Genomic DNA, 15,011 nt, shown 5'->3' on the forward strand with positions numbered 1-15,011 from the left:
AAATATAACTTATTGATTTTTAAATAAAATTATTAAAAATCATCATATAATCAACAAGAGGTGTACTTCTTTCCTATATTTTTTATCCCCATACTTAATAAGAATAAATCATTTTTTTTGATAATGATATCCAGCATAATGATAGCAAAATGAACCCAGATAAATTTTTTACATTGCTCCAAAAGAGCTTACAGATTATAAAAATGCATGATGGTTTCATATTTGCCAGCTTATCTAATAGGAGAACATAATGAAATTATTAGCAGGAGCTCTTATAATAAGCGCAACACTGTTTACCCTATCGGCCAATTCTCAAACGCTGAAAATTGCAAGCGATGCCTCTTATCCGCCATTTAGTTATATTGACTCAAATAACGAACTTCAAGGGTTTGATATTGATATATCTTATGCGCTTTGTAAAAAAATGAATGTTGAATGTACTATTGTCACACAAGACTTCGAGGGGATGATTCCTGGTCTTCTTGCCAAAAAATACGATGCTATCGTTTCTTCCCTTTCTCCTACAAAAGAGCGCTTACAAAAAATTGATTTTACAGATCCTTACTACAATACTGTACTCGCTGTTATCGTTACCAAAAATTCGGGAATTAAAGAAATCTCAACACAAAACTTTAGAGGTAAAAATCTTGGAGTACAATCGAATACAACACAAGCTGCATATGCGGAAGATCATTATGCCTCTGAAAGAGTGAATATCAAACTTTATCCTACAGCAATAGAAGCTAATCGTGATCTTTTAAGCCATCGGCTTGATATCATTATCTTTGATAAATTAAAAGCATTAAATTGGCTTGAAAATGAAGGAAAAGATTGCTGTATCCTCCTAGGAACTCTAGAAGAAACAAAATTTCCTGTTGCAATTGCACTCCGTCAAAATAATAACGATCTTAAAAACAGTTTTAATAAAGCAATAGAAGAAATCCGCGCCGATGGAACCTATGAAAAAATTATGAAAAAATATTTTACTTTCAATATCGATTAGATATCACTATGAATTAAAATTCAGTTTTTATATTTAAGGAGTATTTTTTAACTCTTTATTGGACATGCAAAGATAATTGGAAATTCGGCAGTTTTATAAGAAAATTTACATTTATCAAAATAGTTTTTAATTGTTCCTCGATATCTAAACATTTTATAGAATATAATGACAACAATAAGGTTGTATTTTTATCGTATCAAAATCTAATTTTTTCTTTATGTTCAAATTGAATAGCCTTACTTTCAAGAAAAATCCTTAGTTTTTACTCATGAAATGATTCAAATCTATCATTTCGTGAAAATTAACCTATCATACAAGCAATAAGATATTTATTCTTTTTTTATCAATAAAAAAGATAATTTTTTTGATAATAATGTCCAACATAATGATCTAAAATAAACATCAATAAATTTTTGAATTGCTCCCAAAAAGCTTACAGATTATAAAAACATAGTGATTTCATATTTGCCCGCTTATCCAATAGGAGAACATCATGAAACTATTAGCAGGAGCTCTTATAATAAGCGCCGCACTATTCACCCAATTGGCTGATGCGAAAACATTAAAAATTGCGAGTGAAGGCACCTACCCTCCCTTTAGTTATATTGACTCAAATAATAAATTGCAGGGACTTGATATTGATATATCTTATGCACTTTGTAAAAAAATGAATGTTGAGTGTACTGTTGTCACACAAGACTTCGAGGGAATGATTCCTGGACTTATTGCAAAAAAATATGATGCTATCATTGCCTCCCTCTCTCTTACACAAGAGCGCTTACAAAAAATTGACTTCACAGATCCTTACTACGATACAGCACTGGCTGTTATTGTTACCAAAGCTTCGGGAATTAAAGAAATCTCAACACAAGACTTTAGAGGTAAAAATCTTGGTGTACAATCAAATACAACACAAGCTTTCTATGCAGAAGATCATTATGCTTCTGAAGAGGTGAAAATTAAACTCTACCCTTCCACAATAGAAGTGAATCGTGACCTTTTAAATCATCGACTCGATGTGATTATTGTTGATAAATTACAAGCATTAAATTGGCTTAAAAATGAAGGAAAAGATTGCTGTCTCCTCCTAGGAACTCTAGAAGAAACAAAATTTCCTGTTGCAATTGCACTGCGTCAAAATAATAATGATCTTAAAAATAAGTTCAATAAGGCGCTAAAAGAAATCCGTTTAGATGGAACTTATGAGAAAATTATGAGAAAATATTTTACAAGTGATATCTATTAAATATCAATATGATGTTTAAATAAAACCCGCTAGTTATTTCTAAAAAATATTATCTAACTCTTTCATGAGGAACACAAGAATGATTGAAAATTTAGCATTGCTATCATTTAGCAATGGTGGATGGGGAGCGGTTATACTTTCTAGTGCAGGAATGACATTGTCATTGGCATTATGTTGTGGACTTCTAGGACTTCCTCTAGGTCTTCTAAATGCAGTGATGATTCGATCCAATATTAAGATGGCCAAAGCGATGGCACGCCTCTTTTCAACGGTATTTCGTGGACTACCAGAGCTTTTAACTTTGTTTTTAGTTTACTACGGGTTACAAAGCCTTATTCAAAATGTCTTGGACTATTTTAATTTTGAAATCATGTTCAGTATCAATGCTTTTGTTGCTGGTGTTCTTGCGCTTAGTATGGTTCTTGCAGCTTTTTCTTGTGAAGTTTGGCTTGGAGCATTTAATATTTTTGATAAAGGCCAATATGAAGCGGCTAAAGCTTTAGGCCTTTCACGGTCAACCACATTTTTTCGTATTGTCTTCCCTCAGCTCATCCGAAATGCCTTGCCAGGACTTTCTAATAATTGGCTTACTTTACTGAAAGATACATCCCTTGTTTCAACCATCGCACTTGTTGACCTCATGCGACAAACGAACTTAGCTGTCGCTGCTACCAATAAACCCATGCTATTTTATCTTGTAGCATGCTTACTCTATTTGTTATTTTCAGCGGTTTTTACTGCAATCTTACGCCATTTGGAAACATACACTCAAATAGGCGATAAAAAGGTGCTACGTCAATGATTCCTGAGTGGCTTTATTTCCTTTTCAATCCTGATCTTTTAAGCCATTATGGACCAAAATTTATTAATGGCTTTATTGTTACTGTTGAGCTTGTTTCTATTTCTTGTTCTCTTGGTTTTTTTCTTGGTATGCTTATCGCTTTTGCACGTTTATCAAAAAATACATTTTTACAGTATTGTGCAAATGCTTATGTCTATTTTTTCCGTGGCTCTCCTTTATTAGTTCAACTCTTCCTTTTTTATTATGGACTTGGTTCAATGAATGACTTCTGGCAGCAGGTTGGTTTGTGGTGGTTTTTTAAAAACGCGTGGTATTGTTGTCTTTTTATTTTTACTCTCAATTCTGCTGCCTATCAATCTGAGATCTTTAAAGGAAGTTTTCTATCCGTAACAACTGGGCAACGTGAAGCATCAAAAGCTTTAGGTCTAAGCAACTCTGTCACATTTTTTAGAGTTATTCTTCCACAAGCAATGATTGTAGCATTACGCCCCCTAGGAAATGAGTTGACTTTAATGATTAAATCCAGTGCTCTTGCCTCACTTATTACTGTTTATGATTTAATGGGGGTTGCTAAACTCACTTATTCACGGACTTTCGATTTTCAAGTTTACGTTTGGGCTGCTCTTATCTATCTCTTTATCGTTGAACTCATTCATCGTTTTATTGTTTTTATCGAACAGCGCCTCACTCGATATTTACGGTAAATAAAATGATCATAAAAAACTTTACAAACAAAAATGTTGAATTAATCAAGTTATTCATCAATGAAAGAATAAAATAAGATGAATTTGAAAAATAATAAATCGATCTCTCCCTGTAAAAACCCTGTGATCTCTATTCGAAATCTAAATAAATGGTATGGAAACTTTCAGGTCCTACATGATATCAACTTTAATGTTCAAGCTGGTGAACATATCGTTATTTGTGGACCATCGGGATCAGGAAAATCAACGTTAATCCGTTGTATTAATCAATTAGAACAAGCACAAAAGGGTTCAATCTGTATCCATAATGTTGATATCCATACCGCTCCTATACAACAGCAAAAAAATGTTCTTCGTAAGATAGGAATGGTCTTTCAGAACTTTAATTTATTTCCCCACATGAGCGTTATACAAAATTGTATTTTAGCACCTATGACAGTTCAAGGACTTTCCAAACAACAAGCACAAGAACGGGCAATTCGCTACTTAACGCATGTTGGTATTGAAAAACACTGTGAAAAATATCCTTTACAACTTTCTGGTGGGCAACAGCAACGTGTTGCAATTGCCCGTGCACTTTGTATGGAACCTGAAGTCATGCTTTTTGATGAACCAACCTCTGCTCTTGATCCAGAAAGTGTGGGAGAAGTTTTAGACGTGATGGCTCGATTGGCCGATACAGGGATCGCAATGCTTTGTGTTACCCATGAAATGGGCTTCGCACGTAAAGTCTCAGAAAGAATACTCTTTCTAGAAAATGGAAAAATTGTTGAAGATACAGCCTCTGAAGAATTTTTTACTAATCCTAAAAGCCAACGTGCTTGTAATTTTCTTGCTAAAATTAAATATTAATCATTAACATATTGCTTTATTTATACAATTTTATTCCTGCTTTTTAAAAGAGTGATAATTATTTGTGCGCTAACAACCCCCGATGGTACTTCAGTTTTCATTTTCTGTTCTACCATCTCAAAGGCATCGAGTTGTGCCTGTCGTATTAAAGGATTAAACAAAAGTTGTTCTACTTGTCTTGCTAACATACCTGGGCGTAAAAATTCATCAAAATATTCCGGTACAATAGGCTTATCAGAAATAATATTGGGAAGAGCTGCACTCCATAAAATTATTTTAGGGAAAATAAAGAATTTAGAAAAACGATCAAGTTTATAGCAAAGGACTGTTGGAATTTTAGCTAATGCTAATTCAAGTGAAACCGTTCCAGATGCTGCAAGTGCAACATCTGCTTGTGCAAAAGCACGCCATTTTGCATCTTCACCAACTATAATTTCCACTTTGCTTTTCCAGCCTTGTACAAAATCACGAATTTTATCCGCTAAACGTGGTAATGTTGGTAAAATAATACGTAAATGAGGAATCCGTTGTACAAGAATCTCTACTGTTTCTCGAAAAATAGGCATTAAAGAACGAATTTCTAAATTGCGTGATCCTGGCAAAATAACTAATGTAGGCGATGATGTTTGTGTATCGCTCAAATTTCTTTGTTCTAATTGGCATTTTTTTTCTGACTGAACTATCAAAAGGGGAGGATATGTCAAAAGACGATGTCCAACATAAGTCGTGGGAGGACCACCCAAATCTTGCATAATCTTTTCTTCAAAAGGAAAAACCGCTAAAACATGGTCAACAAACTTGCGCATAGCTTTAGCGCGCTCTGGACGCCATGCCCAAACGGTTGGTGCAACATATTTAATGATAGGAATAGAAGGCGCTAAAACGCGCACCTTTTTTGCAACACGATGCGTGAAATCAGGACTATCAATAATAATGAGGCAATCAGGTTGTTCTTGTGCAATAAATTTGGATAAATTGCGAATATGTAGCAACAATAATGGTAGTTTTTTCAACACCTCCTTTAAACCTATTAAAGCAATATCATGGGAATCAAAAAAGCTTTTTAAACCTAATGCCTTTAAATGCCTCCCCCCAACACCAATCAAATGAATATTGCATCCTGTTTGTTGTGATAAACAAGAAATTAAATCGGACGCAAGTAAATCACCAGATTCCTCCCCTGAAACCACAGCAATCTTTAAGAAACAATTATTCATGAGCAAACTTTTCAAATGTCTCTATAAATAGAGAATATTTATTGGCTTTTTCTATTGTTGTTTTCACCGATAATATTAGACTTCTATTTGCCTCCACTGCAACACCAGATAAACCACTTTTTGCAATATTCATTATTGTCGCGGGCCCAATTGATGGTAAATCAACGCGATTATCCTGTTGTGGTTTTGCACATTTTACAAGAACGCCACCTTTAAGGGGAATTTGCCCTCTTTCTCGCATTTCACAAACACGCCATAACATATTATCAGTTCCCTCAGCGCCCTCCAGTGCAACCACCCTTCCTTGGACAACAACAACGGCTTGCCCGATATCTAATTGACCTAAAAGCTTTGCTGCTTCTGCTGCTAAAAAAATATCTTTTTTCTCTTTTTGCGTAGCACGCCGCACTGTTAAATCAAACTCTATAGGAGCTAAAAGATCTGCGACTATCTCGTGAGCACCAACAACACGAAAACCATACGTTTCAATAATCCGTATAAAAGCTTTTAATAACGCATCATCCCCTCTCTTCAAAGCTCCGATTAACTTAGGAAGAGCTAAAAATGTTGTCCAGTCCAGTCGCAATTGCTTAAGAAGTGGGCGCTTTTTCACACCACCTGCCAAAACAACATTATAAACTCTAGCCTCTTTTAAGATTTTAATGAGTCGCGCTAACTCTACAATTGATAGCTCGCAATGCTCATAGCGAGAAAGAACAGAATCTGCCTCACCACGCAAAAGCACAAGAAAAGGATTCTCTCCATTCTTCTCAAGAGCCTGCGCAACAGTAATCGGCAGAACACCATTTCCTGCTATAATAGCAGTACGGCCGGAAAGAAAACCTCTGGCTCCCCAAATAGGCATTTTTAATCCTTATATTCTTTTATTCTATCACCTTCAAATTTTGGTGTACAATAAAAACGTTTTCCTTCTTCCTTAATAAAATTAACTATATCAAGAACAGACTGAGAAGAAGAATAGAAAGAAGCAACATCACTGACACGCTCTTTAAATGGTTTGCTATGATCAAAAAGCATGGCAACCGCATGACGGAGTGCATGAATATCTTGACGCTCAAGTCCTGCACGCTTCATGCCAATAATATTGAGGCCAGCAAGTTTTGCCTGTACCCCAACAGCTGTTCCATAGGGAATGAGATCACCAACCAATGCCGATACACCACCAATAAATGCATGATGCCCAACACGAACAAATTGATGCACAGCAGCACCCCCACCAATAATAACATAATCACCAATAATAACATGACCAGCTATCATCGCATTATTTGCGAATGTTACATGATTCCCTACATGACAATCATGAGCGATATGCGCATAACAAAAAAATTGGCAATTATCACCAACAACTGTCATTCCTACACTCGAATCGGAACCCCTATGCATTGTTACGCCTTCACGAATCGTACAGTTTTTACCAATCGAAAGAGTCGTAGCCTCTCCCTTATGTTTATTATTTTGCGGATCTCCCCCCAAAACTGCATGAGAAAATACTTTACTCTTGGCTCCTAACGTTGTCTTCCCCATTATCACAACATGACTCATCAAACTGCATCCATCACCAATAACAGCATCTGAACTAATATGACAAAACGGTCCAACTTGTACATTCTCACCAAGCTGCGCTCCCTTCTCCACAAGAGCAGTTGGATGGATTTTTGTACCGGACATTTTTAAATTCCCATCAAATATCGTTTATTCTTCTTCGACAATCATCGCAGCAATTTCTGCTTCAGCGACGCGGACATCTTCTACTTTTGCAACGCACGAAAAACGTCTCATACCAGATCTTTTTTTCAAAAGCTGAACATGAATCTTGAGCTGATCACCAGGCATAACCGGCTTACGAAATTTCGCATTATCAACCGTCATAAGGTAAACTAAATTTGTTTGCTTATTGCCTAAATTTAAAAGTGCTATTGCTCCTGCCGTTTGTGCCATAGCTTCTAAAATCAAAACTCCAGGCATAACAGGCTTTGCGGGAAAATGTCCCGTAAAATGCGGCTCATTAATCGTTATATTTTTAATACCAATAGCTCCTTGTTCACCATCAATATCAACTATACGATCGATTAATAAAAACGGATAACGGTGCGGTAATATTGATAATAGTTTTTCAATATCGACAGCCTCTAAGTTTTTAGTCTTTTCACTGCTGATCATATCAGCGTTTCTCCTTTTTAACTTTTCCCATACTGCGCAACGTCGCTACTTCACGAAACCATTGTTTAAATGGTCGCGCTGGACTACCTCCCCATTTTTCGCCATCCGGAATGTCATTCATAACACCACTACGAGCAGCAATCTGAACACATTTACCTATTATGATGTGATCGGCTACTCCAACACCCCCGCCAAGCTGAGACATATCCCCTATCGATGTACTTCCCGCAACGCCACATTGAGCAGCAATAAGACAATAGCGGCCAATTTTTACATTGTGGGCAATTTGTACAAGATTATCAATCTTGCTTCCTTCACCAATAACAGTATCTTGAAATGTCCCACGATCAATTGTCGTGTTCGCACCAACTTCTACACCATCCTCAATAATAACGCGACCAAGCTGTGGAATTTTCTCGATTCCAGAAACGCCCCCAACATAACCAAAACCATCTTGCCCAATACAAACACCAGGATAAAGCTGAACCTTATCACCTATTATAGAACACTGAACTGTTACCTTAGGAGCAATATAGCAGTCACATCCAATACGGCAATTTTCACCGATAACAGCTGTGGATGAAATGAGAGTTCCTGCACCAATCTCAACATTTCTACCAATAACAGCTCCCGCTTCAATACACACATCATGTGCCAACTTAGCCGTTGGATGAATATGCGCATGCGATGAAATCCCCTTCGATCCTAACCAAGGCATTGGCTTGACAGAATCTGGAAACAAAATACGACCAATCTGAGCAAAGTCACGCTGTGGTGTGGATGTTACCAAAATTGCCATAGTTTCGGGAACTTTAAAAACAATCTCATTCGTACAAAAAACAGCAACAGCGGAACTGTCCAGTAAAGCATCAGAAAACTTCCGATGCTCTACAAAAACAAGAGAACCTTCCACAGCACTCTCAAGTGAAGAAAGAGTATTGATAACTTTATGAGAAAACTCTGGATTAAGAAGCTTTGCACCCGTCAACTCAGCAACATTTGCAACTGTCAATTGCCGGGACGGCGTAAAAAAAAATGTATCCGCCATCAAAACACTTTCTCTCCCAGCTTAAGCTATTCTCTTCAAGTTTTTCCTTCTTAAAATCACTCAAATCAGAACTTCGTAGAAATACCAAAATTCAATTGTTGCAAACGATCACCTTCCTGCTTCGTTATTGGCCAAGCATAATCAAAACGCAAAGGACCAAACGGAGAATCCCACATCAAACTCACACCTGCAGATGAACGCCAAGCACTTTTGGTATTGGTAACAGACGGTTCACCCTTAAAAACGGCTTTATAATTATTGCCATAAAGCGTGGCAATATCCGCAAATAAAGCACCGCGCAACCCGAACCCTTCAGGCACAACAGGGATAGGAAACTGTACTTCAGCAGTCGCATTCATATATGTTGTTCCCCCCAAGAAATAAACCTCACCCTTACTGGAAACCTGACGCGGACCTATTCCATTATATTTGAACCCTCGAATCATATCAGTATTCGCTTTAAACATATCGAAAATACGAACACCATCTCGGCCCATTCCGTGGATATAACCACCCCCAAAGGAAAGCAAACCAACAATATCCTTCTGGTCAGAAAGAGTCTTGTACATCATCGCCTTACCCGTGGTCTTCAAGAACTTTGCACTTCCACCAAGCCCTGCATATTCCTGAAGAAGATGCACGTACCATCCATCATGGGGGGATCTCATATCATCAATCGTATTATAGGTGAAACCATAACTAATTGATGAACGTTTCCAAGGGCTTTGTTTTGCAGCTTGAACAATCGCACCAGAATATTTCCCATATAATTCTATTACGTCACTCTCTTTGTCAAAATCGTACTCTCCGCCAAAATCATATTCTTCCTGTACATAAGAATAAGCTACATTAGCAGATAATTGATTATTAATAGGTAATGAAAACCGTAGCGATCCACCTGTCTGTCGTACATCATAGGCCTTATCAGCACGGTAAGTACTACGAAAAACATCAACGCCAGCAGATAAACGATACCCTAAGAAATAAGGATCAACAAATGATAAATTATAATTACGAGATTTTTCTTGCCCCGCACCTAATCCTAAACGAACATATTGACCACGTCCCCCAAGATTACGTTCGGTAACAGAAACTTCAAGTGACATACCAGGACTTGTTCCCCCTGTTGTATATCCTCCAGAAAGAGAGAGATCTCCTGTTGAAGCTTCAACGACATCTATTACCAAAATAACTTGGTCAGATTGATCTGTGGGCACCATTGAAATATTAACGGCTTTGAAGAAACCTAAACTTTCTAGACGACGTTTTGCCCGCTGTAATAAAGTTTGATTGTAAGCATCCCCTTCGTTTAAATCAATCTCACGGCGAATGACGTAATCACGCGTTTTCTCATTGCCACGTATATCAATACGCTGAATATAAGCACGTGTACCCTGTTCAATATTATATAAAATTGAAATTGTATGATTTGCTAAATTACGATTTCCCCGCGGCTCAACTTTAGCAAAAGCATATCCCGAATCAGCAACCTTGTTATTAATAATTGCAACAGACTGTTCAATATCTTCTGCGCTATAAACATCACCTGGCTGGGTTTTAAGCACCCTTTTCACAGATTGAACGTCAATTCCATCAACATCACTTTCAACCTGAATATCACTAATTTTATAGCGCACACCCTCATCAAGAACGAAAGAAATTTTATATGTATTGCTTGCTGCATCAAAAGTCGCTTTAGAAGAGACTACACGAAAATCTGCATAACCACGATTATAATAAAAGCGACGTAAAGCTTCTTCATCAGCAGCGAGACGCTCTTCACTGTAAACATCACCTCCCAATAACTTCGAAAAAATTCCTGAAGTTTTTGTTGAAATCACATCACGCAAACGACGACTTCCAAAGACACTATTCCCCTTAAAAGTGATATCACCAATCTTTGTTTTTTGCCCTTCAACAACATTAAATACTACATTAACTCGCCCTTTTCCAAGGTTAATCGTTTGAACGTTGACAGTGATATTATTACGACCAAGAGTTTTATAAGCTTCACGAATTGTATTTATATCAGCAGAAAGCTTAGCAGAATTAAAAGGCTCATTCGGTTTTAAAGAAATAAACCGCTTAAGATCTGGGTCTTTAAAAGATTTATTTCCCTGAAACAATATCTGATTGACAACCTCATATTCTTTTACGAATACAACCAATTTATCACCTACCGGATTTATTTTAACATCATAAAATAAACCCAATTCGAAAAGATTCTTCACAGCATTATCAACATCAGCACTGGAAACCCCTTGTCCAGCCTTAATCCCCATATTGTCTCGAATCGCCTGAGAACTTACAAACTTATTCCCACGAACCTCAATAGAACGGACTACAGACGCTTGCATTTCTCCAACCGCAGCAATTGACATAAAAACCGTTGCCGGGGCAATCATCCCCATCTTTAACACCAATACAGATGCTGCATTTAAAAACTTTGAATTTGTAGTCATTGGCTTTTTTACCTTACTCTTGTTCCTTGGACATGATGCCTTAAAAAGCTAACTGCCATAACAACCTTTTTACAGCGAGACTTTTCATTCCTTAATTACTCATTATAATGTACGACGCCACAACATTTTGCAGACATGGTAAACAACCTTCAATTTGTTTTCGCTATTATTACTCAATTTATAAAGCGTTTTCCATAATTTAATTAGCTAAACCAACAAAAATAATCATTAAAAAAGACAAAGATCATAAAAAGGAGAAGAATGGAAAAACCTAAACGAAAAATAATTCCCTGAATTTTAGCAGATATTTTCCTCCTAGTAATGACCTCAATGACATGCAATAAAAGATGCCCACCATCAAGCGGTAGAATCGGAAAAAGGTTAATAAGCCCAACACTTATTGAAAGAAAAGCTGCCAAATTCAACAAAGAAACAAAACCTGTCTCGCTCACTTTCCAAGCAATTTTAACGGTTTTAGAAGGTCCACTTAGCCGACAACGGTCCTCTTTTCCTCCTATTAAACGACTCATAAAAAGAACGGTTTGAGTGACGATAAACACAGTACGATCTGACGCTTCTCTTACAGCTGTTACAAAACCATAGCGAATATGTTTTATATAAGTTGGATCTAAATGTGCAGGATTATTTAAATCAATAGGAACACCTACACCTATCATAGCACTTCGTGTTCGATTACCAAATCCATCATCTCGCTCAACGATTTTCGGGGTAATCACCGTTGTAAAGAATCGCCCCATGCGTTCTATTTTAAACTCTATGGGTTCTCTTCCGTGAAAAGCTACATAATTCATCAAATCTTCAAAACTTTCAACCCGTCGTCCATCCATTTCAACAAAACGATCACCTAACTCCAAACCGGACTGAAGAGCAGGGCTATCTTTTACCAAAGAACCAACAACGGGCTCAATGGCTACACGACCATAGATAAAGAAAAAAAATGTTAGAATAACAACAGTAAAAAGGGCATTGAAAAAAGGACCGGCAAAAACAGTTGCTGCTTTTTTCCAAGCATGCGCACTAGCAAATGAACCATCAACAATCAGAGATGATTGGGATGATACCATATCGATTTTTTCCTCATCCCCAACAAACTTTACATACCCTCCTACGGGGATAAGTGCTAAGCGCCACTTCGTGCCATGCTTATCTGTATAACTCGCTATTTCTGGCCCAAATCCAAGCGAAAAAACTAACGCCTTAATACCACACCACCGACCAATGAGATAATGCCCAAATTCGTGCACAAAAATGATAATCATAATGATGAAAAGAATACTCAAACTTCTTAAAAGAAAATCACCCATAGTGACGATATAATTTAAAAGTCCCAAACTACCTTCTCCCAATTAGATCATACTAAAAAGATTAAAAGGTGCATCCATATCAGACATAAATGAACCAATTAAATAAAGAAGAAAAGCTGCCCCTACCAATCCATCTATACGATCCATAAAACCACCATGTCCAGGCAATAAAGAACTAGAATCTTTAACAGAAAACCGTCTTTTGAGCCATGATTGCCCTAAATCACTCAATTGTGAAACAATTGACAAAACAAGTGTAAGAAGTGGCACAAAAAAACTTGCTAAATTTATATCAAAAAATCCAAAAGAAACCCATATACCACCGAAAACTCCGACAAATGTACCACCAAGTGCTCCTGACCATGTTTTATTAGGAGAAAATTGTGGTGCTAATTTAGGTCCCCCTAATGCACGTCCGATAAAATACCCACCAATATCTGTTCCCCACACTATCGTAAATAAGAAAATAACAACTTGGAACCCCAACATTTCATGATCCCGTAGAAAGCATAAAGCAACAACAGGAAAAGATGCATATAAAAAACCACAAAAAACCCAACCACTCTTTTTTATAGATATAATAGCCAACACCGCAGCCAAAACGATTAAAACACAAAAAATCAATGAAGCAGATACACTCAACACTAAAAAAAAGCCAAAGATCAAATAAAAGGTACTTGCTAATATTTTTTGTAAAATACACCATTTCTCTTTAGTAATACTCATCCACTCATAAAGAACAAAACCGCCAATACACCATACAAATAAAAAAAAGAAGATTCCTCCCAACCATGTTAGATACAACGCAATAACGCCAAACACAAAAGCTGTCAGAACACGATAAACCAAATTAGACAAAACAACATCCAAACAATAAAAATAGAAAATACAAGCTCTAAAATTGACGCAAGAAAAACTTCCCTACGCAGTATTTTTATTTCATACTTGTATAAATTTCTCTTATAATTTATCATAAATAATTCAGTCTACAAAGATAGCGCTTTTGAGACCAATAATCAATGAAACCAACTTCAAAAATCTCCGTCAGGATTAATCCTAAAATATTTTTTTTAATATTTTCTCAAATATAAAATGAAAAAGCAGCTATCTATCTCCCATATGAATTAACTAATATAGCTTTCGTATAACAACACTTCTCTATCAACTATTCGTCATTGAAAAACGAATTACGCCACATAACATCTGCTTGATCGATTATACTCACATGTTTTATAATGGGAAAATAAGAGAAAGGTTAGGCTTATTTTTTGCGTTATATTCTTTCCCCAACCCTCATCTTAGAATATTTGAATAATTTCTAATAATACTTTCATTATGTAGTTTAACAAAGACATGCTAAACTAAAAGCCCTCACCATGCTGCTCAATAGTGTCTTCCTGCAAAGAGCTTGATTTACCATGCAGATTAAAAAATAAAAACATCTGCCCTTTCAAATCAATCCCTCCCATATCAAGATGATAAAACGATAAAATACCTTCCTGCATCACACCTTGCTATCACAGAGCACTCTACTTCCTACTATTATCCATAGAAACAATTTACAGGCTGGAAGTATAACATCTTTCTCTAGCGACAAAACCGTCTTAAACGTGCATAATTTCAGATTCTTTTACGGCTAAAATTTTATCAATATCAGCAATCGTTTCATCTGTGAGTTTTTGAACTTTTTCAGACAAACTATGGGCTTCATCTTGTCCAATTTCACCATCTTTTTCTAACTTTTTCAAATTGTCCATACCATCCCGACGAACATGACGTGTAGCAACACGCGCTTGCTCTGCATAGTGATGTGCAATTTTTACAAGTTCTTTACGGCGCTCTTCATTCAACTCAGGCAAAGGAATACGTAAATTCGTACCATCAGTTATGGGATTTAAACCAAGACCAGAATCGCGAATAGCGCGCTCTACAGCTCCTACCATCGTTTTATCCCATACAGAAACAGAAAGCATCCGAGGTTCGGGAACAGAAATATTAGCAACCTGATTTATGTGCACAACAGAACCATAAGATTCAACGGTCAACGGTTCTAATAAACTGGCCGATGCACGTCCAGTCCGCAAACCACCTAATTCATGTTTAAAAGCCGCAATAGCACCATCCATGCGACGTTTCAGATCATCCATAATTGATGTAACATTCATATT

At 36.7% G+C, this 15,011-nt stretch carries 14 protein-coding genes; 5 read left to right on the top strand and 9 right to left on the bottom strand.

Annotation, left to right across the window (positions count from 1 at the left end):
- Positions 1-250: 250 nt before the first annotated feature.
- The 5 genes from ACFIK8_RS05945 to ACFIK8_RS05965 all read left to right on the top strand — a co-directional run bounded on the left by ACFIK8_RS05945 (position 251) and on the right by ACFIK8_RS05965 (position 4,607).
- On the top strand, positions 251-1,003 hold the full coding sequence (locus tag ACFIK8_RS05945; protein WP_012755057.1) for a transporter substrate-binding domain-containing protein: 753 nt from the start codon (positions 251-253) through the stop codon (positions 1,001-1,003).
- A gap of 493 nt (positions 1,004-1,496) precedes the next feature.
- Positions 1,497-2,249 carry a transporter substrate-binding domain-containing protein gene (locus ACFIK8_RS05950; protein WP_012755056.1) on the top strand — a complete coding sequence of 251 codons (753 nt, stop codon included), beginning with the start codon at positions 1,497-1,499 and terminating at the stop codon, positions 2,247-2,249.
- A gap of 79 nt (positions 2,250-2,328) precedes the next feature.
- A complete protein-coding gene (locus ACFIK8_RS05955; RefSeq protein ID WP_375636283.1) occupies positions 2,329-3,051 on the top strand; it encodes an ABC transporter permease in 723 nt (240 codons plus the stop codon).
- Positions 3,048-3,755 (top strand): ABC transporter permease, encoded by a 708-nt coding sequence (locus ACFIK8_RS05960; RefSeq protein WP_375636281.1) that lies wholly within the window; start codon positions 3,048-3,050, stop codon positions 3,753-3,755. Before ACFIK8_RS05955 ends, ACFIK8_RS05960 begins: the two co-directional genes overlap by 4 nt.
- Before the next feature lie 78 nt (positions 3,756-3,833).
- Positions 3,834-4,607, top strand: coding sequence for an amino acid ABC transporter ATP-binding protein (locus ACFIK8_RS05965; protein ID WP_375636280.1), 774 nt, complete (start codon positions 3,834-3,836; stop codon positions 4,605-4,607).
- Between the two features lie 20 nt (positions 4,608-4,627).
- Here ACFIK8_RS05965 and lpxB read toward each other — a convergent pair whose 3' ends face one another.
- From lpxB to frr, 9 genes are all read right to left on the bottom strand, one after another.
- Complete coding sequence (lpxB, locus tag ACFIK8_RS05970) at positions 4,628-5,824, bottom strand: lipid-A-disaccharide synthase (RefSeq protein ID WP_375636278.1); 1,197 nt, start codon at positions 5,822-5,824, stop codon at positions 4,628-4,630.
- Complete coding sequence (locus ACFIK8_RS05975; RefSeq protein WP_375636276.1) at positions 5,817-6,689, bottom strand: LpxI family protein; 873 nt, start codon at positions 6,687-6,689, stop codon at positions 5,817-5,819. The genes lpxB and ACFIK8_RS05975 overlap by 8 nt, the downstream gene beginning before the upstream one ends.
- Positions 6,690-6,691: 2 nt before the next feature.
- Positions 6,692-7,516 carry an acyl-ACP--UDP-N-acetylglucosamine O-acyltransferase gene (gene lpxA, locus ACFIK8_RS05980; protein WP_375636274.1) on the bottom strand — a complete coding sequence of 275 codons (825 nt, stop codon included), beginning with the start codon at positions 7,514-7,516 and terminating at the stop codon, positions 6,692-6,694.
- Between the two features lie 24 nt (positions 7,517-7,540).
- The gene (fabZ, locus tag ACFIK8_RS05985) at positions 7,541-8,008 is read right to left on the bottom strand and encodes a 3-hydroxyacyl-ACP dehydratase FabZ (protein ID WP_375626256.1); all 468 of its coding nucleotides are present in this window, start codon (positions 8,006-8,008) and stop codon (positions 7,541-7,543) included.
- A 1-nt stretch (position 8,009) separates the two neighbouring features.
- Complete coding sequence (gene lpxD, locus ACFIK8_RS05990) at positions 8,010-9,056, bottom strand: UDP-3-O-(3-hydroxymyristoyl)glucosamine N-acyltransferase (RefSeq protein ID WP_375661541.1); 1,047 nt, start codon at positions 9,054-9,056, stop codon at positions 8,010-8,012.
- Between the two features lie 65 nt (positions 9,057-9,121).
- A complete protein-coding gene (gene bamA / locus ACFIK8_RS05995; protein WP_375636271.1) occupies positions 9,122-11,518 on the bottom strand; it encodes an outer membrane protein assembly factor BamA in 2,397 nt (798 codons plus the stop codon).
- Between the two features lie 203 nt (positions 11,519-11,721).
- Positions 11,722-12,870 (bottom strand): RIP metalloprotease, encoded by a 1,149-nt coding sequence (locus ACFIK8_RS06000; RefSeq protein WP_375647390.1) that lies wholly within the window; start codon positions 12,868-12,870, stop codon positions 11,722-11,724.
- A gap of 15 nt (positions 12,871-12,885) precedes the next feature.
- Complete coding sequence (locus ACFIK8_RS06005) at positions 12,886-13,701, bottom strand: phosphatidate cytidylyltransferase (protein WP_375636267.1); 816 nt, start codon at positions 13,699-13,701, stop codon at positions 12,886-12,888.
- A gap of 746 nt (positions 13,702-14,447) precedes the next feature.
- Positions 14,448-15,008: a ribosome recycling factor gene (frr, locus tag ACFIK8_RS06010; protein WP_375636264.1), complete on the bottom strand. Its 561-nt coding sequence runs from the start codon at positions 15,006-15,008 to the stop codon at positions 14,448-14,450.
- Positions 15,009-15,011: the final 3 nt, after the last annotated feature.

The organism is Bartonella sp. MR168JLCBS, from assembly GCF_042194175.1.